This is a genomic window from Variovorax sp. DAIF25 (genome assembly GCF_050711835.1).
In the GTDB taxonomy this organism is placed as follows: domain Bacteria; phylum Pseudomonadota; class Gammaproteobacteria; order Burkholderiales; family Burkholderiaceae_C; genus Variovorax.
On sequence record NZ_CP136636.1, the window covers coordinates 7,148,295 to 7,164,971 of the forward strand.

Consider the following 16,677-nt stretch of genomic DNA (forward strand, 5'->3'; position numbering starts at 1 on the left):
CAGCGCGCGGATCAGCTTGCGCGGCAGATCTTCAGCATGTTGGTGCCGCCCGGCGCGCCCATCGGCTCGCCGCAGGTGATCGCGTAGACGTCGCCGCTCTGCACGATGCCGCGCTTCTTCAGATGCGCCTCGGCCTGCTCGAGCGCGGTGTCGCGGTCGCTCTCCGAATCCATCAGCAGCGGGCGCACGTTGCGGTAGAGCGCCATCTTGCGCTGCGTCGCCAGGCGCGAGGTCAGCGCGTACATCGGGATGTGGGCGCGGTGGCGGCTCATCCACAGCGGGGTCGAGCCCGACTCGGTCAGCGCGACGATGGCCTTGGCGCCCAGGTGGTGCGCGGTGAACAGCGCGCCCATGGCGATCGACTGGTCGATGCGCGCATAAGACTGGCCGCTGAAGTCGGCATCGAGCTGCTTGTCTTCGGCGGCCTCGGCGGCTTCGCAGATGCGGCTCATCTCCTGCACGGTCTCGAGCGGGTAGCGGCCCGAGGCGGTCTCGGCCGAGAGCATCACGGCGTCGGTGCCGTCGAGCACCGCGTTCGCCACGTCGCTGACCTCGGCGCGCGTGGGCACGGGGTTGGTGATCATCGACTCCATCATCTGGGTCGCGGTGATCGCCACCTTGTCCATCTCGCGCGCCATGCGGATCATCCTCTTCTGCAGCGCCGGCACCGCGGCATTGCCGACCTCGACCGCGAGGTCGCCGCGCGCGACCATGATGCCGTCGCTGGCGCGCAGGATCTCCTCGAGCCGGGGGATCGCCTCGGCGCGTTCGATCTTCGCGATCAGCCCGGGCTTGTGGCCGTATTCGGCGGCCGCCACGTTGCACAGCTGGCGCGCCATTTCCATGTCGGTCGCGTTCTTCGGGAAGCTCACGGCCACGTAGTCGGCCTGGAAGCTCATCGCGGTCTTGATGTCCTCCATGTCCTTGGCCGTGAGCGCGGGCGCCGTGAGGCCGCCGCCCTGCTTGTTGATGCCCTTGTTGTTCGAGAGCTCGCCGCCGAGCTTGACGGTGGTGTGCACCGCCTCGCCGCGCACGGCATCGACCACCAGCACGATCAGGCCGTCGTTGAGCAGCAGCCGGTCGCCGGCGCGCACGTCGCGCGGCAGGTCCTTGTAGTCGAGACCCACGGCATCGATGTCGCCCGGTTCGGTGCGCGAGGCGTCGAGCACGAACTTCGCACCCGGCTCGAGCCAGATCTTGCCCTGCGCGAACTTGCCCACGCGGATCTTCGGGCCCTGCAGGTCGGCCATGATCGCGACCTCGCGGCCGGCCTTGCGCGCCGCCTCGCGGACCATGGTGGCGCGGTCGATGTGGTCCTGCGCCGTCCCGTGGCTGAAGTTGAGCCGGACCACGCTCACCTTGTGGATGATCATCTGCTCGAGCAGCTCGGGCGTGCTCGACGCGGGGCCGAGCGTGGCGACGATCTTGGTGGCGTGGCGGGGAAGGCGGTCGGTGCTCATGGATCTATCTCCGTTTTTGTATCCGCTACTGTATACAATTTATGTGTCGCGTGGAAGACAACACGCGGATCGATGGAATCCGCGCGATCCTTCCGCGCTCTCAGCCCGCGGCGCGCTTGGCCAGGATCTCGAAGGCCGGCAGGGTCTTGCCCTCCAGCACCTCGAGGAAGGCGCCGCCGCCGGTCGAGATGTAGCCCACGTCCTTCTCGATGCCGTACTTGGCGATCGCCGCGAGGGTGTCGCCGCCGCCGGCGATCGAGAACGCGCTGCTCTCGGCGATCGCCTGGGCGATGGCCTCGGTGCCGCCCGCGAAGGCGTCGAACTCGAACACGCCCACCGGGCCGTTCCAGACGATGGTGCCGGCCTCGCGCAGCTGCGCGGCCAGTTGCGCGGCCGTCTTCGGGCCGATGTCGAGGATCAGGTCGTCGTCGGCCACCTCGCTGGCCGCCTTGACGGTGGCGGGCGCGTCGGGCGCGAAGGTCTTGGCCGTGACCACGTCGACCGGGATCGGCACGTCGGCGCCGCGCGCACGCATCGATTCGATCACCGACTTCGCCTGGTCGACCAGGTCGGGCTCGGCCAGCGACTTGCCGATCTTCAGGCCGGCCGCGAGCAGGAAGGTGTTGGCGATGCCGCCGCCGACGATCAGCTGGTCGACGTTGGCCGACAGGCTCTGCAGGATCGTGAGCTTGGTGCTGACCTTGGAGCCCGCGACGATCGCCACCAGCGGGCGCTTGGGCTGGGCCAGGGCCTTGGTGATGGCGTCGATCTCGGCCGCCAGCAGCGGGCCGGCGCTCGCCACCTTGGCGAACTGCGCGATGCCGTAGGTGGTGGCCTCGGCGCGGTGCGCGGTGCCGAAGGCGTCGTTGACGTAGATGTCGGTCAGCGCGGCGAGCTTGCGCGCGAGCGCCTCGTCGTTCTTCTTCTCGCCCTTGTTGAGGCGGCAGTTCTCGAGCAGCACGACCTGGCCCGGCTTCACGTCGACGCCGTCGACCCAGTTCGCGACCAGCGGCACCTCGCGGCCCAGCAGCTCGCCCAGGCGCTTCGCGACCGGCGCCAGCGAATCCTCGGGCTTGAACTCGCCCTCGGTCGGGCGGCCCAGGTGCGAGGTGACCATCACCGCGGCACCGGCATCGAGGGCCAGCTGGATGCAGGGCACCGAGGCGCGGATGCGGGTGTCCTCGGTGATGCGGCCGGCATCGTCCTGCGGCACGTTGAGGTCGGCACGGATGAAGACGCGCTGGCCGGCGGCTTTGCCCTGGGCGCAGAGGTCGGTGAATCGAAGAACGTTCATGGTCTGGATGGGATGGATACGGGTCGCCCCGCATTGTAGGTAGGGCCTCACTGCGCGACTGTGCGTCTCGTGACGCCGGCCGATGCTTTTCAGGCGTCGCTTCGCTCGCTCGCGAAGCGCTCCAGAATCTGCACGAAGCTGGCCGCCGCGGGCGACAGCGAACGCCGCGCCGCGCCGTAGACGCAGACCTCGCGGTGGAAGTCGGGCGCCTCCAGCCGCACCATGCGCAGCCCGTGCGCCTGCACCAGCGGCGCCGAATAGGTCGGGCACACGGTCAGCCCGAGCCCCGAGGCCACCATGCCGAGCGCGGTCGTCATGTACGACACCTCCTGGGTGCCGGGGCGCTGCATCCAGGCGCGCTCGGCGCTCGCGAGCTCGGGCAGCACGCGCTGGCGGAAGTCGCGCGTGGGCGCGATGAAGGTGTAGGGCGCGAGCTCGGCCCAGCGCACCTTGCGCCGCCCCTCGAAGGCATGGCCGGGCGGGCAGATCAGCCAGTGGCGGTCGCGCAGCAGCGTGCGGCGCTCGATCAGCGCCGGGTCGACCTCGAGGTCCTGCCCCACGGCCAGCTCGACCTCGCCCGCGAGGATGCCGTCGAGCAGGTGCTCGGGCAGGGTGTCGGCCAGCCGCACCTCCACGTCGGGGTATTGCGCGCGGTACACGGCGATCACGCGCGGCATCAGGGTGCAGGCCATGAGCTGCGGCGCGGCCAGCCGCAGCAGGCCCTTCTTCTTGTCGCGCAGCTCGGTCACGCCGGCCACCGCGCCCGCGAGGTCGCCGAGCAGCCGGTGCACCGAGGGCAGGAATTCGCGCCCGGCCTCGGACAGCAGCACGCGCCGCGTGTGGCGGTCGAGCAGCTGCACGCCCATCTCGCGCTCGAGCTCGCGCACCAGGACGCTGAGCGCCGACTGGGTCAGGTGCAGCTGCTGGGCCGCGGCGGTGAAGCTGCCGGTCTCGGCGACGGCGGCGAAGGCGCGCAACTGGCGCAAGGTCAGATTCATATGGCTATTTCATCAATCGATGAATTAATTTCGATTGCATCATAGGTCCAGCCATCGCCCAATAGCGGCTCGGACGGCCCCGATGGCCGTCCCGGAGACAAGCCCGATGCCGACCCCATCCGCCGCGCCCCCGATCCGGGGCCTGCACCATTTCGCCTGGCGCTGCCGCGACAGCGAGGAAACCCGCCGCTTCTACGAGGACCTGCTCGGCCTGCCGCTGGTGCACGTGATCAAGAGCGACCACGTGCCGAGCACCGGCGAGTACTGCCCCTACGTCCACATCTTCTTCCGGATGCGCGACGGCTCGTTCATCGCCTTCTTCGACCTCGGCGACGACATCGCCGCACTGCCCTCGCCCAACACGCCCTCGTGGGTCAACCACATCGCGCTGCGCGTGGACGGCGTGCCCGACCTGCTGGCCGCCAAGGCCCGGCTCGAGGCCGCGGGCGTCGAGGTGCTGGGCATCACCGACCACCACATCATCGAGTCGATCTACTTCTTCGACCCCAACGGCATCCGCGTGGAACTGACCACGCCGACCGTGCCGCAGGCCGAGATGGACGCGCACGCGCTGCGCGCCCATGCCGACCTCGACGCCTGGACCGCGCGCAAGGCGCAGCTGCTGGCCGCGAAAGGCACGGCCGATGCCTGAACTGCAACTCGCCGTCATCGACGTCAAGCCGGGCGCGGCGCTCGAGAGCCAGTCGGGCCTGCAGATGCTGCGCCCGCGCATCTACGGCGCCTACCGCGCGCCCGCGGGGCCGAAGCGCATCGCGGCGATCGTGATGCATCCCACCAGCAACTTCATGGGCCACTACCTGATCGCGCCGCTGGCCGAGCGCGGCATCTGCTGCATGGGGCTCAACTCGCGCTACGTCGGCAACGACACGGTGCTGCTGATGGAACGCGCGATCCAGGACCTGGGCGCCGGCGTGCAGTACCTGCGCGCGGCCGGCTACGAGAAGGTGTTCCTGGTCGGCAACTCGGGCGGCGCCGCGCTCGCGGCCTTCTACCAGGCGCAGGCCGAGCGGCTCACGGCCACGCACTTCCCCGACGGCGACCCCACCCACCTGCATCCCGGCGACCTGCCGCCGGTGGACGGCATCGCGCTGTGCGCCGCGCACCTGGGCCGCACGCGGCTGATGCGCGACTGGATCGATCCCTCGGTCACCGACGAGCACGACCCGCTGTCGGTGGACCCCGAACTCGACATGTACGACGCGCGCCACCGCGTGCCCTACGACGCCGGTTTCCTCGCGCGCTTCTCGGCCGCGCAGCAGGCGCGGCTCGCGCGCATCGAGCAATGGTGCCTCGACCGCCTCGCGCTGCTGCGCGGGACCGGGGGCGCGCCGCGCGACCAGACCTTCATCGTCTACCGCACCCATGCCGATCCGCGCTGCGTCGACCTCTCGCTCGATCCCAACGACCGCCTGCCCGGCAGCGTCTGGGGCGATGCGCGCCAGGTCAACTACTCGGCCAACGCGATGGGCCGCACCACCTCGCTCACGGCCTTCCTGTCGCAGTGGTCCTCGCGCTCGCAGGCCGACGGCCCCACCAACCTCGCGCGCACCACGGTGCCCAAGCTGCTGCTGACCTACACCGGCGACCAGTCGACCTTCCCGAGCACGCGCGATGCCTGGCTGGCCGCGGGCGGCGCGCGCATCCGCAACGTCGACATCGTCGGCGGCAACCACTACCTCGCGGGCCAGCCGGAGCTGGTGCCGCAGGCCGCCGACGCGATCGCCGAGTTCGCGCATTCGCTCTAGTCACGCAGGCAAGCCATGGAAGAACAATTCGCTTTCGCGCCCGCCTACGAACTGCCGAGCTGGCCCTTCGTGCCGACGCCCGAGCTGGCCAGCGGCCAGGTGGTGCGCCACCCGCTCGTGATCGTCGGCGCCGGCCCCTCGGGCCTCACGCTGGCCTGCGACCTCGCCCAGCGCGGCGTGCGCGCCGTGCTGCTCGACGAGGACGACACCGTCGGCGTGCGCGGCGCCTCCTCGCGCGGCATCTGCTATGCGCAGAAGAGCCTGGAGATCTTCGAGCGCCTGGGCATCTTCGAGCGCATCGCGGCCAAGGGCATCACCTGGTCCTTCGGGCGCACCTTCTCGGGCGAGCAGGAGGTCTACAACTTCAACCTGCAGACGGCGAGCGTCTCGCGGCAGCCTCCCTTCATCAACCTGCAGCAGTTCTACATCGAGTGGTTCCTGGTCGAGCGCATCCTCGAGCTCGGCCTGACCGACCTGCGCTGGAAAAGCCGCGTGACGCGCGTCGAACCGATCGCCGACGGCGTGCGCCTCGAGGTCGAGACGCCCGCGGGCCGCTACACGATCGAGGCCGACCGGCTGATCGACGCCACCGGCGCCAACAGCGCGATCCGCACCGGGCTCGGCATCGAGGCCCATGCCTCGCGCAGCACCGACCGCTGGTGCATCAGCGACGTGCGCTTTCGCAAGCCGCTGCCGACCGAGCGCTGGACCTGGGTCGACGCGCCCTTCAACGAGGGCCGCGGCGTCTGGCAGCACCTGATGGCCGACGGCGTCTGGCGCATCGACTACCAGATGCCCGAGGACTGCGACACCGCCTACATCAGCCGGCCCGAGGTGGCGGGCGCGCGGCTGCGCGAGCAGCTCGGGCCGGGCGTGGAGTTCGAGTTCGTCTGGATCGGCCCCTACGGCTACCGCGACCACCTGCTCGAGCGCTTCCGCCATGGCCGCGTGTTCTTCATCGGCGATGCCGCGCACGTGGTGAGTCCCTTCGGCGCGCGCGGCGGCAACAGCGGCATCCAGGACGCGGCCAACCTCGGCTGGAAGCTCGCGCTGGTGGCGCGGGGCCAGGCCGGCGACGCGCTGCTCGACAGCTACGACGCCGAGCGCCAGCCGGCCGCGCGCGAGAACCTGCAGGTCACGAGCCGCTCGGCGCGCTTCCTCGCGCCGCGCTCGCCGGCCGAGCACACGCTGCGCCGCGCGGTCGTCGCTCTGGCCGCGCGCTTTCCGTTCGCGCGCGCCCTGGTGAACACCGGGCGCATGTCGGTCGCCAACGACTACCCCGCCGCGCCGCAACTGCCCGCGGGCGGCCGCACGGTGCAGAACCTGCCGCTGCGCCGGGCCGACGGCCGCGAGACCACGCTGATGCAGCTGCTGGCCGAGGACACGCGCTGCATCGGCCTGTGGTTCGCGCCGACGGCGGATGCGGCACGGGCCGCGCTCGATGCGACGGCGGGACTGCCGCTGCGCCTGCTCGCGGTCGGTGGCACCGACCACGGCCTGCCCGCGCTGCAGCCCGACGACCGGCTCGCGGCCCATGTCGGCGCGGGCGAGCCCGGCAGCTTCGTGCTGGTGCGCCCCGATGCCTACCGCGCGCGCGTGCTCGCGCAGGCCACGCCCGAAGCCATCGCCGAAGCCGTCCGCACCGCCCTGGCCCTCCCCCTCGATCCCGCGCCATGAACACCGAACTCCGCATCCCCGATCCCGACGGCTTCTATGCCGCGCTGCTGGCCGCGCACGAAGGTCGCAGCGAGGCGCAGAGCGCCGACCTCAACGCCCGCCTCGTGCTGCTGCTGGCCAACCAGTGCGCCGACCAGGCGGTGCTGCTGGCCTGCATCAACGCGGCCGCCGAAGAAGAACACTCCACGATCCCCCACCCCGCATGACCGCCAACGTTTCCTTCGCCTCCGCCTCCGACACCCGCGAGCAGAAGCCGCAGCTGCGCGAGCTCGCGCCAGGCGCCTTCGGCTACATCAGCGACTTCGATCCCAACTGCGGCTTCGTGGTCGGCGACGAGCAGGTGGTGCTGATCGACACCCGCCCCACGCCGCGCATGGCGCGCGACTTCCTCGCGGCCATCCGCACGGTGACCGACAAGCCGATCCGGACCATCGTGCTGACCCACTATCACGCGGTGCGCGTGATGGGCGCGAGCGCCTTCGACGAGGTCGAGCAGATCGTCGCGAGCGCGGGCACGCTCGACTGGATCCGCACGCGCGGCCAGGCCGACTTCGATTCGGAGGTGGGCCGCTTCCCGCGCCTGTTCGCGGGCCTCGAGGAGATCCCGGGCCTGACCTGGCCCACCCTGAGCTTCCAGAACGAGATGAGTCTGTGGCTCGGCCCGCGCCCCGGCATCGGCCGCGAGCTGCGGCTGATGGCGCTGGGCCGCGGCCATTCGAGCGGCGACACCGTCGCCTGGCTGCCCGATTGCGGCCTGCTGTTCTCGGGCGACGTGGTCGAGAACCACTGCGGCGTGTACGCGGGCGACGCCTACATCGGCGACTGGGCCGGCACGCTCGACGCGGTGCGCGCGCTGCGCCCGCGCGTGCTGGTGCCGGGCCGCGGCGCGGTGCTGCAGGACGAGGCCGCCTGCGCCGAGGCGATCGACCTGACGAAGGCCTTCCTCTCGACCCTGCTCGACAGCGTGCGCGCCGGCATCGCCGCGGGCGAGGCGCTCAAGGGCTGCTTCGCGCGCGCCGAGGCCGCGATGAAGCCGCGCTTCGGCCAGTGGCCGGTGTTCCAGCACGTGCTGCCCTTCGACGTCTCGCGCGCCTACGACGAGCTGCGCGGCATCGAGCACCCGGTGGTGTGGACCGCCGAGCGCGACCGCGAACTCTGGCAGACGCTGCACGCGTAGGCCGCCGCGCGCGGCGCGCGATCTTCCCGCGACGAGGAAGGCGCGCGCCGCCGCACCGATTTCCCTGAAGAAAACCACCCCGGAGACAAACCGATGAAGCGCTTCCTGCCCCTGATCGCCCCCGTGCTCGCCGCCTTCGCGCTGGCCGGCGCCAGCCTCGCGTCGGCCCAGAGCGGGCCCTATCCGAACCAGCCGATCAAGTGGCTGGTGCCCTATGCCGCGGGCGGCGGCACCGACAACATCGCGCGCCAGCTCGCCGATGCGATGCAGCCCTCGCTGGGCCAGCCGGTGGTGATCGACAACCGACCGGGCGCCTCCACCAACATCGCGGTCGGCCTGCTGATGCAGTCGAAGCCCGACGGCTACACGATCATGCAGGCCGAGAACGCGGCGCTGCTGTTCAACGAGCACATGTTCGCCAAGCTGCCCTACAAGCCCGCGAGCGACTTCACCTACATCGGCGCCATCGGCCGCATTCCGCTGGCGCTGGTGGTGCGGCCCGACTTCCAGGCCAAGACCCTCAAGGACTTCGTCGCCTACGTGAAGGCCAACGGCGACAAGACCAACTACGCCTCGCCGGGCATCGGCACGCCGCACCACATGGCGATGGAGCTGTTCAAGCAGAAGGCCGGCCTGTCGATCACGCACGTGGCCTACAAGGGCGGCGCGCCGGCGCTGCAGGACATCATGGGCGGCCAGGTGCCGATGATGATGCTCGACCTCACGGCCGCGCTGCCCTACCTCAAGACCGGCAAGCTGCGCGCGCTGGCGATCGCGCTGCCGCAGCGCGCCAAGGGCCTGCCCGAGGTGCCGACCTTCGCCGAGCTCGGCTATCCGGAGGTCAACGCCTTCGCCTTCCACGGCCTGATCGGCCCGGCCGGCATGCCGCCCGAGGTGGTGAACCGGCTCAACGCCGAGCTGCACAAGGCGCTGCAGACGCCGCGCATCCAGCAGGTGTTCAGCGAGTTCGGCTTCGAGGCGCTGCCCGGTACGCCGAAGGAGTTCCAGGAGATGGCGCGTTCGCAGAGCGCGTACTGGGGCCAGGTCATCAAGACCTCGGGCGTGCAACTCGACTGAGCACCCTTTTCATCCGACCGTTTCCGCTTTCACTCATGTCCAACGAACCATCCCCTGCTTCGACCGCGCGCGAGCGCGTCGGCTTCATCGGCCTCGGCGTCATGGGCGCGCCCATGGCCGGCCACCTCGCGCGCGCCGGCCACGCGGTCTCGGTCTACGACCTCGCGCCCGGCGCGGCGCAGCGGCTCGCCGAATCGCAGCCCGGCATCACGGCGCGCGCCAGCCTGCGCGAGGTGGCCGCGCACAGCGACGTCATCGTGACCATGCTGCCCAACGGCCGCGTGGTGCGCGAGGTGGTGTTCGCCGACGACGGCCTGCTCGCGGGCTGGGCGCGCGGCGGCCTGCTGCTCGACACCTCCTCGGCCGAACCGTGGATCACGCGCGAGACCGCCGCGCGGCTGGCCGAGCACGGCATCGCGATGGTCGACGCGCCGGTCTCGGGCGCGGCCTGGGGCGCGCAGGCGGCCGAGCTGGTGTTCATGGTCGGCGGCGCGCCGGACGACGTGGCGCGCGCGCGGCCGCTGCTCGATGCGATGGGCCGCGCGGTGTTCCACCTGGGCGCGCTCGGCGCCGGCCACACCATGAAGTGCCTCAACAACCTGATCACCGCCGTCACGCTCACGGCCACGGCCGAGGGGCTGGCGATCGGCACCCGCGCCGGGCTCGATCCGGCCGTGATGACCGACGTGCTCAACGAGGCCACGGGCGGCTCGTGGATCACGCGCACGCACATCCACCAGCGCGTGATCAGCCGCAGCTTCGACGATCCGTTCAAGCTCGAGCTGATGCTCAAGGACATGGGCATCGCGGTCGACCTGGCACGCGAGCTCGGCATGCCGGCGCCGATCAGCGAGGAGGGCCGCCGGCTGTGGCAGCAGGCCGATGCGGCGCGCGGGCCCGGCGTGAGCGTGAGCGAGCTGGTGCGCTGGGTCGAGACCGAGGCCGGCACCGAGATCCGCTCGGCTACCAGCCCCAGATGAGGTGCAGCGGCAGGTACACCGCCATGCCGGCCAGCATGGTGCCGAGCACGCCGCGGCGCCAGTAGTAATAGGCCGCGCCGACCACGGTGGCGTAGATGCGCGCGTCGTGCAGCGAGGTGATCAGGTGGCCCTGCGTCATCACGATCTCGGGCGCGATCACGCCGGCCAGCGCGGCGGCCGGCGCGTAGTGCAGCGCGCGGTGCGCCCACTCGGGCAGGCCCCAGGGCCGGTCGAGGATGAAGAAGAAGCAGCGCGTGAGCACGGTGACACCGGCCAGGCCGACGATCACGGCGAGCGTCCAGAAGTCGGTCTCGCCCTTCACTTGTCGTCCTCCGCCTCGGGGTCGAGGCCGAACTGCTTCTCGAGCCAGAAGCACAGCAGCACCGCCACGCCGATGGCGACCACGATGTTGAGCTTGAGCGGCAGCGCATAGGCCGCCACCGCCGTGGCGCCCGCGATCAGCGCCGCGAGGATGCGCAGCCGCGTCGTCGCCATCGAGCAGACGATCGCCACCAGGCTCAGCACGCCCGCGAAGCCCAGGCCCCAGCTCTGCGGGATCAGGTTGGCCAGCGCGATGCCCAACAGGCTCATGCCCATCCAGGCGCACCAGGTCACGGCGTAGTTGCCCGTGAGGTAGGCCTCCTGCGCGAGCCGTTCCTCGTCGGTGACCGGCGGCGCCGGGTACTGCTTCGTGAATAGCGCATAGCTCATGTCGGCCGTGAGGTAGCCGTGCAGCATGCGGCGCCAGCGCGGCATGTGCATCAGGTAGGGCCGCAGGTGCAGGCTGAAGACCACGAAGCGCAGGTTGACGCAGAAGCCGGTCGCCAGGATCACCCAGGCCGGCGCGCCCGCGAACAGCAGCGGGATGGCCGCGAGCTGCGAGCTGCCCGCGTAGACCAGCAGGGTCATCGCCACGGCCTCGAGCACGCTCATGTTCGACTTGACCATGGCCACGCCGGTCATCAGGCCCCAAGCGCCGATGCCCAGCGCCACGGGGGTCATGTCGCGCACGCCCACGCGGAACTGCGGGCGGCGCCGGATGGCGGCCGACAGGAACATCAGGCGCTCACCCGAACACCTGGCCGGTCTTCAGGTCGAAGCCGCGCAGGAAATCGGCGACGCCCAGGCGCTTGCCGCCCGGACGCTGGAGCTCGGTGACGGTCACGATCGCATCGGCGGCCGCCACCGCGATGCCGTCGCCGGTCACCGCGAGGATGGTGCCGGGCGCGTCGGAGACCGGGCCGGCCACGGCATGCGCAGCCCAGAGCTTGATGGTCTCGTTCTCGAGCGGGCTGTTGGCGCCGGGGAAGGGATCGAAGGCGCGGATGCGGCGCACGATCTCGGCGGCGGGCCGCTGCCAGTCGATCAGCGCTTCCTGCTTCTCGACCTTGTTGGCGTAGCTCACGCCCTCGGCCGGCTGCGGCGTGCGCACGAGACGGCCCTCGGCGGCACCGGCCAGCGCCTCGACGATCATGCGGCCGCCGAGCGCGGCCAGCCGGTCGTGCAGGCGGGCGGTGTTGTCCTCGCCGATCTCGAGCGCCTCGACCGACAGCATGTCGCCGGTGTCGAGGCCGGCGTCCATCTGCATGATCGTGATGCCGGTGCGCGCGTCGCCGGCCTCGATGGCGCGGTGGATCGGCGCGGCGCCGCGCCAGCGCGGCAGCAGGCTGGCGTGGATGTTGAGGCACCCCAGGCGCGGCAGGTCGAGCACCCATTGCGGCAGGATCAGGCCGTAGGCCGCGACCACCATCACGTCGGCACCAGCCGCCAACAGGGCCTCGCGCGCGGCGGCGGCCTCATCGGGGTATTTGCCGTCCAGGCGCAGGCTGCGCGGCTGCGCCACGGGCCAGCCATGGGCCAGCGCGCATTGCTTGACCGGCGAGGCCTGCAGCTTCATGCCGCGGCCGGCCGGGCGGTCGGGCTGGGTCAGCACCAGCGCCACGTCGTGGCCGGCGGCCGCGATGGCCTCCAGCGCGACGCGCGCGAACTCGGGCGTGCCCGCGAAAACGACGCGCAGCGGGTTCACCGGCGCAGCCGATCGAAGTCGAGGTCGTCGCCCGTGTGGTAGCGCCGCACCACGCCGGCGGGGTCGATGTAGATGTGGAGCAGGCGGCGCTCGTTCACCGACTTGTAGCGCCAGGTCCAGACATTGCCGTCGAAGGAGGTCACGCGGCGGATCTCATAGGGGCGGCCGTAGAAGGCCATGACGTCGTTCTGGCGCCACTTGTCGACCTGGATGTCGTGGTCGAAGCGGCGCTCGTCGAGCACCTGGGTCACCGAGACCACCTTGCCGGCGGCATCGAGGTCGATGTCTGTGACCTCGAAGCCGGCCGGCGTGCGCGAGTACTGCAGCCGCTCGCCGCCGCCGTTCAGCGGATAGCGGCCCGTGGGCTCGCCCAGGCGCTGCAGGGTTTCGGCGGCCGAGGTGCCGGGGACGATGCGGGTGGGTTCGCTGGCGCAGCCGGCGAGCACCAGCAGGACGACGGCGCAAAGAAGGGGCAGGCGGGTCAAGGCACCAACGGCCATCGGTCAGGCCCTGCCTTCGCGCACGTCCTCGCGCTGCTGCTTGAGCAGCTTGTTCTTGATGCGGTTGCGCTTGAGCGGCGACAGGTATTCGACGAAGACCTTGCCCAGCAGGTGATCGAGCTCGTGCTGGATGCACACGGCCAGCAGGCCGTCGGCCTCGATGCTGCGCAGTTCGCCGTCGAGGTCGAGCGCCTGCACCTTGACCGCGGTCGAGCGCTCGACGCCGTCGTAGATGCCGGGCACCGAGAGGCAGCCTTCCTCGTTGATGACCTTCTCGTCGCTGGCCCAGGTGATCTCGGGGTTGATCAGCACCAGCGGCTGGTCGCGCTCTTCGGAGACGTCGATGACCACGATCCGTTCGTGCACGTTGACCTGGGTCGCGGCCAGACCGATGCCATTGGCGTCGTACATGGTCTCGAGCATGTCGGCGACCAGGGTCTTGATGCGCGCGTCCACGCCCTGCACGGGCTTGGCCACCGTGTGCAGGCGCTTGTCCGGGTAACTCAGAATGATTCGTTTGGCCATGAAATCGGGGGGAAGTTGTGGCTATTTTCGCCAATTCGGCGGCCGCGGGCCGCGCGTTTGCCGGATAAACGTTGCCCTTCCGGGGGCTTGGCGCCAGAATTCGTAGCAAATTGTGAGATTCGTATGCGCCACGATACGTCGTGCGCTCACCCATCCAGACATGAAAAAGCTCCCAACCCCGGCCCGCCGCACGAACCTCTCCGCCTCCCTGGCAGTCCTCGCGGTCGTTGCGGCAGGTGGCGTCGGCACCACGGCGGCCTGGGCGCAGAATTATCCGATCACCGCCCAGCAACGCGCCACGGCCCAGCAGACCGCCCAGGCCGGCGTGCCGCTGAGCGAGCTGGCACCCAACGCGCCCGACGAGTACACGGTCAAGCCCGGCGACACCCTCTGGGCCATCTCGCGCCTGTACCTGCTGCGGCCCTGGCGCTGGCCCGAGCTCTGGGGCATGAACATCAACGAGATCGCGAACCCGCACCGCATCTACCCGGGCCAGGTGCTCTACCTCGACAAGAGCGGCGGCCGCGCCCGCCTCACCACGCGCCGCGGCGCCGGCGGCGAGGGCGGCACCATCAAGCTGACGCCGCGCACCCGTTTCGACTCGCTGTCCGGCATGGCGCTGCCCACGCTCAACCCGAGCCTGATCGAGCCCTTCCTCAGCGAGCCGATCGTGGTCGACGAGAACACGCTGCAGGCCGCGCCGCGCATCGTGGCCGGCAACGACAGCCGCGTGCTGCTGTCGCGCGGCGACCGCGCCTATGCGCGCGGCGAGAAGGATTCGCCCCTGGTCGAGGTGCCGGGCCCGCTGCAGCACTACCGCGTGTTCCGCAATGCCACGCCGCTGAAGGACCCCGGCACCGGCGAGATCCTCGGCTACGAGGCCCAGTACCTGGGCAAGGTCCGGCTGCAGCGCGGCGAATCGACCACGGTCGAGACCAAGGACGACAAGGACTACATCACGGTCGTGCCCGCCACCGTCGACGTGATCGCGGCGCGCGAGGAAATCCGCGCCGGCGACCGCCTGCTGCCCGAGCCGCCGCGCCAGCTGCTGAGCTACGCGCCGCGCGCGCCCTCCACGCAGGTCGAGGGCCGCATCGTGTCGGTCTACGGCAACGCGGTGCAGTTCGCGGCGCAGAACCAGGTGGTGGCCATCAACAAGGGCACGCGCGACGGCATCGACAGCGGCCACGTGCTGGCGATCCTCAAGAACGGCGAGACCATCCTCGACCGCACCGGCGAGAAGAAGGAAACCATCAAGCTGCCGAACGAACGCATCGGCCTGCTGATGGTGTTCCGCCCCTTCGAGAAGGTCTCGTACGCGCTGGTGCTCGAAATCAACGACACCCCGCGCGCCGGCGACTTCATCGTCAACCCCTGACCCACCCGGTTCCCGCGTGGACCGCGCAGAACTCGCGGGCTGGCTGCGGCTGTCGATGACGCCGGGCATCGGCGACGGCGCCGCCCGTCGCCTGCTGGCCGCGTTCGGCCTGCCCGCAGACATATTCGCCCAGACCGAGGCCGCGCTGCAGCAGGTCGTGAGCGAGGCCCAGGCCGCGGCGCTGCGCCAGATGCCGCCCAACCTGCAGGCGCTGATCGACCAGACCCAGCTATGGCTGCGCCAGCGCGAGGACGGCGAGGGCGCGGTGGTGCGCCGCATCGTCACGCTCGGCGATGCCGGCTATCCGCGCTCGCTGCTCGAGACCGCCGACCCGCCGCTGATGCTGCACGTGCTGGGTGCCGAAGCCTTCGACCTGACCCAGCTCGACCACAGCCTCGCCGTGGTCGGCAGCCGCAACCCCACGCCGCAGGGCGCCTCGAACGCGCGCGCCTTCGGACGCGCGCTCGGCGAGGCCGGCCTGCCCGTGATCTCGGGCCTGGCGCTCGGCGTGGACGGCGCCGCGCACCAGGGCGCGCTCGATGCGGCCGATGCCGCGGGCGCGGGGCCGCGGCTCGCCACGGTGGCGGTGGTCGGCACCGGGCTCGACCGCGTCTATCCGGCGCGGCACCGCGAGCTCGCGCAGCGCATCACGCAGCAGGGCCTGATCGTGAGCGAGTTCCTGCTCGGCACGCCGCCGCTCACGCAGAACTTTCCGAAGCGCAACCGGCTGATCGCGGGACTCGCGCGCGGCACGCTGGTGGTCGAGGCCGCGCTCGCCTCGGGCTCGCTGATCACGGCGCGGCTCACCTCCGAGCAGGGCAAGGACGTGTTCGCGATCCCCGGCTCGATCCACTCGCCGCAGTCGCGCGGCTGCCATGCGCTGATCCGCCAGGGCGCGAAGCTGGTCGAGTCGGTGGCCGACATCCTCGAGGAATTGCAGCCGCTCGCGCAGCAGCCATCGCCGGACGCCTTCAGGCCGTGGACCGGCGGCACGGACCACGGAGATCCGTTGCTCGAGGCGCTGGGTTTCGATCCGGTGAGTCTCGATGCACTCGGTGCGCGCACCGGCTGGGGCGCCGCGGCGCTGCAGGCCCGCATGCTCGAGCTCGAACTCGAGGGCCAGGTCGCGCGCCTGCCGGGCGGGCTGTTCCAGCGCATGGGCGCGGCCTGAGCGCACGAACGCACACCACCCGCCACCGTCGCGCACAGCCTCGCGAGCGGCCATCGGTATTTACGCCGATCCTTGCATTTGCACCACGCGTCGCGCCGCATCCATCGTCGTGGGCTATATTGGGCCCATGTTCGAAGTGCTCGTGTTTGTCTACGAAAACTACTGGCGCAGCGATGCCTGCCCTGAACCCGAACAATTGAGCCGCAAGCTCAGCGCCCACGGCTTCGAGGCCGAGGAGATACGCGATGCCTTGCAATGGCTCGATGGCCTGAGCCTCGCCACGCAAGGCGTGCAGCTCACGCGCAACGACGAGGAGGGCCGCAGCGTCACCGTCGCGTTGCGCAGCAGTGCCGAGGCCACGCGGCCGCAGTCGCCCGATTCGATGCGCGTGTATTCGCAGGCCGAGCAGGAGCACCTGGGCGCCGAATGCCTGGGCTTCATCCAGTTCCTCGAAGGCTCGAACGTGCTGCCCTGCGACATGCGCGAGATCGTCGTCGAACGCGCGATGGCCGCGCCCGGCGCGCCGGTGGCGCTCGACGAGCTCAAGATCATCGTGCTGATGGTGCACTGGAGCACCGGCATCGAGCCCGATGCGCTGGTGCTCGACGAGCTCTGCGAGAACCACGAAGGCCGGCTCGCGCACTGAGC

The 16,677-nt window shown here is 70.7% G+C and carries 18 protein-coding genes; 10 read left to right on the forward strand and 8 right to left on the reverse strand.

The features are described from left to right. Window positions 1–11 precede the first annotated feature (11 nt). The 3 genes from pyk to R0232_RS33130 all read right to left on the reverse strand — a co-directional run bounded on the left by pyk (window position 12) and on the right by R0232_RS33130 (window position 3,752). Window positions 12–1,460, reverse strand: a complete 1,449-nt coding sequence (gene pyk / locus R0232_RS33120) for a pyruvate kinase (protein WP_093351273.1) — start codon at window positions 1,458–1,460, stop codon at window positions 12–14. A 100-nt stretch (window positions 1,461–1,560) separates the two neighbouring features. After that, entirely contained in the window at window positions 1,561–2,754 is a 1,194-nt protein-coding gene (locus R0232_RS33125; protein WP_431510757.1) for a phosphoglycerate kinase, read from the reverse strand. An 89-nt stretch (window positions 2,755–2,843) separates the two neighbouring features. After that, complete coding sequence (locus R0232_RS33130) at window positions 2,844–3,752, reverse strand: LysR family transcriptional regulator (RefSeq protein WP_431510758.1); 909 nt, start codon at window positions 3,750–3,752, stop codon at window positions 2,844–2,846. A gap of 106 nt (window positions 3,753–3,858) precedes the next feature. On the opposite strand from R0232_RS33130, the gene R0232_RS33135 reads away from it, so the two are divergent. The 7 genes from R0232_RS33135 (at window position 3,859) to R0232_RS33165 (ending at window position 10,429) form a co-directional block, all read left to right on the forward strand. Then, window positions 3,859–4,404 carry a VOC family protein gene (locus tag R0232_RS33135; RefSeq protein ID WP_057594377.1) on the forward strand — a complete coding sequence of 182 codons (546 nt, stop codon included), beginning with the start codon at window positions 3,859–3,861 and terminating at the stop codon, window positions 4,402–4,404. Continuing rightward, window positions 4,397–5,518 carry an alpha/beta hydrolase family protein gene (locus R0232_RS33140; RefSeq protein WP_431510759.1) on the forward strand — a complete coding sequence of 374 codons (1,122 nt, stop codon included), beginning with the start codon at window positions 4,397–4,399 and terminating at the stop codon, window positions 5,516–5,518. The genes R0232_RS33135 and R0232_RS33140 overlap by 8 nt, the downstream gene beginning before the upstream one ends. A 15-nt stretch (window positions 5,519–5,533) precedes the next feature. After that, window positions 5,534–7,195, forward strand: a complete 1,662-nt coding sequence (locus tag R0232_RS33145) for an FAD-dependent monooxygenase (protein WP_431510760.1) — start codon at window positions 5,534–5,536, stop codon at window positions 7,193–7,195. Next, a complete protein-coding gene (locus R0232_RS33150; RefSeq protein ID WP_431510761.1) occupies window positions 7,192–7,401 on the forward strand; it encodes a DUF2783 domain-containing protein in 210 nt (69 codons plus the stop codon). Before R0232_RS33145 ends, R0232_RS33150 begins: the two co-directional genes overlap by 4 nt. Continuing rightward, window positions 7,398–8,372, forward strand: a complete 975-nt coding sequence (locus R0232_RS33155; protein ID WP_431510762.1) for an MBL fold metallo-hydrolase — start codon at window positions 7,398–7,400, stop codon at window positions 8,370–8,372. Before R0232_RS33150 ends, R0232_RS33155 begins: the two co-directional genes overlap by 4 nt. Before the next feature lie 93 nt (window positions 8,373–8,465). Continuing rightward, window positions 8,466–9,449: a Bug family tripartite tricarboxylate transporter substrate binding protein gene (locus tag R0232_RS33160; protein ID WP_093351292.1), complete on the forward strand. Its 984-nt coding sequence runs from the start codon at window positions 8,466–8,468 to the stop codon at window positions 9,447–9,449. A 35-nt stretch (window positions 9,450–9,484) separates the two neighbouring features. Continuing rightward, the gene (locus tag R0232_RS33165) at window positions 9,485–10,429 is read left to right on the forward strand and encodes an NAD(P)-dependent oxidoreductase (RefSeq protein ID WP_431510763.1); all 945 of its coding nucleotides are present in this window, start codon (window positions 9,485–9,487) and stop codon (window positions 10,427–10,429) included. Here R0232_RS33165 and R0232_RS33170 read toward each other — a convergent pair. The 5 genes from R0232_RS33170 to def are packed head-to-tail and all read right to left on the reverse strand — an operon-like array spanning window position 10,413 to window position 13,480. Further along, the gene (locus R0232_RS33170; RefSeq protein WP_093351297.1) at window positions 10,413–10,751 is read right to left on the reverse strand and encodes an AzlD domain-containing protein; all 339 of its coding nucleotides are present in this window, start codon (window positions 10,749–10,751) and stop codon (window positions 10,413–10,415) included. The genes R0232_RS33165 and R0232_RS33170 overlap by 17 nt on opposite strands. Continuing rightward, on the reverse strand, window positions 10,748–11,488 hold the full coding sequence (locus R0232_RS33175) for an AzlC family ABC transporter permease (RefSeq protein ID WP_093351299.1): 741 nt from the start codon (window positions 11,486–11,488) through the stop codon (window positions 10,748–10,750). Before R0232_RS33175 ends, R0232_RS33170 begins: the two co-directional genes overlap by 4 nt. A gap of 7 nt (window positions 11,489–11,495) precedes the next feature. Then, window positions 11,496–12,455, reverse strand: coding sequence for a methionyl-tRNA formyltransferase (gene fmt / locus R0232_RS33180; protein ID WP_431510764.1), 960 nt, complete (start codon window positions 12,453–12,455; stop codon window positions 11,496–11,498). After that, entirely contained in the window at window positions 12,452–12,940 is a 489-nt protein-coding gene (locus R0232_RS33185; protein WP_431510765.1) for a hypothetical protein, read from the reverse strand. Before R0232_RS33185 ends, fmt begins: the two co-directional genes overlap by 4 nt. A gap of 18 nt (window positions 12,941–12,958) precedes the next feature. After that, window positions 12,959–13,480 carry a peptide deformylase gene (gene def, locus R0232_RS33190; RefSeq protein ID WP_093351307.1) on the reverse strand — a complete coding sequence of 174 codons (522 nt, stop codon included), beginning with the start codon at window positions 13,478–13,480 and terminating at the stop codon, window positions 12,959–12,961. Between the two features lie 160 nt (window positions 13,481–13,640). Between def and R0232_RS33195 the strand changes: the two genes are divergently transcribed. From R0232_RS33195 to R0232_RS33205, 3 genes are all read left to right on the forward strand, one after another. Further along, the gene (locus R0232_RS33195; protein WP_208512582.1) at window positions 13,641–14,858 is read left to right on the forward strand and encodes a LysM peptidoglycan-binding domain-containing protein; all 1,218 of its coding nucleotides are present in this window, start codon (window positions 13,641–13,643) and stop codon (window positions 14,856–14,858) included. A gap of 16 nt (window positions 14,859–14,874) precedes the next feature. Beyond that, window positions 14,875–16,029, forward strand: a complete 1,155-nt coding sequence (gene dprA / locus R0232_RS33200) for a DNA-processing protein DprA (protein ID WP_398498628.1) — start codon at window positions 14,875–14,877, stop codon at window positions 16,027–16,029. Window positions 16,030–16,156: 127 nt separating this feature from the next. Further along, complete coding sequence (locus R0232_RS33205; RefSeq protein WP_093351314.1) at window positions 16,157–16,675, forward strand: DUF494 family protein; 519 nt, start codon at window positions 16,157–16,159, stop codon at window positions 16,673–16,675. The last annotated feature ends 2 nt before the right edge of the window (window positions 16,676–16,677 follow it).

Coding starts and splice junctions, on each gene's coding strand:
- R0232_RS33145 (WP_431510760.1), top strand. CDS start 5,534: ATGGAAGAACAATTCGCTTTCGCGCCCGCCTACGAACTGCCGAGCTGG.
- pyk (WP_093351273.1), bottom strand. CDS start 1,460: ATGAGCACCGACCGCCTTCCCCGCCACGCCACCAAGATCGTCGCCACG.
- R0232_RS33205 (WP_093351314.1), top strand. CDS start 16,157: ATGTTCGAAGTGCTCGTGTTTGTCTACGAAAACTACTGGCGCAGCGAT.
- R0232_RS33155 (WP_431510762.1), top strand. CDS start 7,398: ATGACCGCCAACGTTTCCTTCGCCTCCGCCTCCGACACCCGCGAGCAG.
- R0232_RS33195 (WP_208512582.1), top strand. CDS start 13,641: ATGAAAAAGCTCCCAACCCCGGCCCGCCGCACGAACCTCTCCGCCTCC.
- def (WP_093351307.1), bottom strand. CDS start 13,480: ATGGCCAAACGAATCATTCTGAGTTACCCGGACAAGCGCCTGCACACG.
- R0232_RS33165 (WP_431510763.1), top strand. CDS start 9,485: ATGTCCAACGAACCATCCCCTGCTTCGACCGCGCGCGAGCGCGTCGGC.
- R0232_RS33150 (WP_431510761.1), top strand. CDS start 7,192: ATGAACACCGAACTCCGCATCCCCGATCCCGACGGCTTCTATGCCGCG.
- R0232_RS33175 (WP_093351299.1), bottom strand. CDS start 11,488: ATGTTCCTGTCGGCCGCCATCCGGCGCCGCCCGCAGTTCCGCGTGGGC.
- R0232_RS33125 (WP_431510757.1), bottom strand. CDS start 2,754: ATGAACGTTCTTCGATTCACCGACCTCTGCGCCCAGGGCAAAGCCGCC.
- R0232_RS33160 (WP_093351292.1), top strand. CDS start 8,466: ATGAAGCGCTTCCTGCCCCTGATCGCCCCCGTGCTCGCCGCCTTCGCG.
- R0232_RS33130 (WP_431510758.1), bottom strand. CDS start 3,752: ATGAATCTGACCTTGCGCCAGTTGCGCGCCTTCGCCGCCGTCGCCGAG.
- R0232_RS33140 (WP_431510759.1), top strand. CDS start 4,397: ATGCCTGAACTGCAACTCGCCGTCATCGACGTCAAGCCGGGCGCGGCG.
- R0232_RS33135 (WP_057594377.1), top strand. CDS start 3,859: ATGCCGACCCCATCCGCCGCGCCCCCGATCCGGGGCCTGCACCATTTC.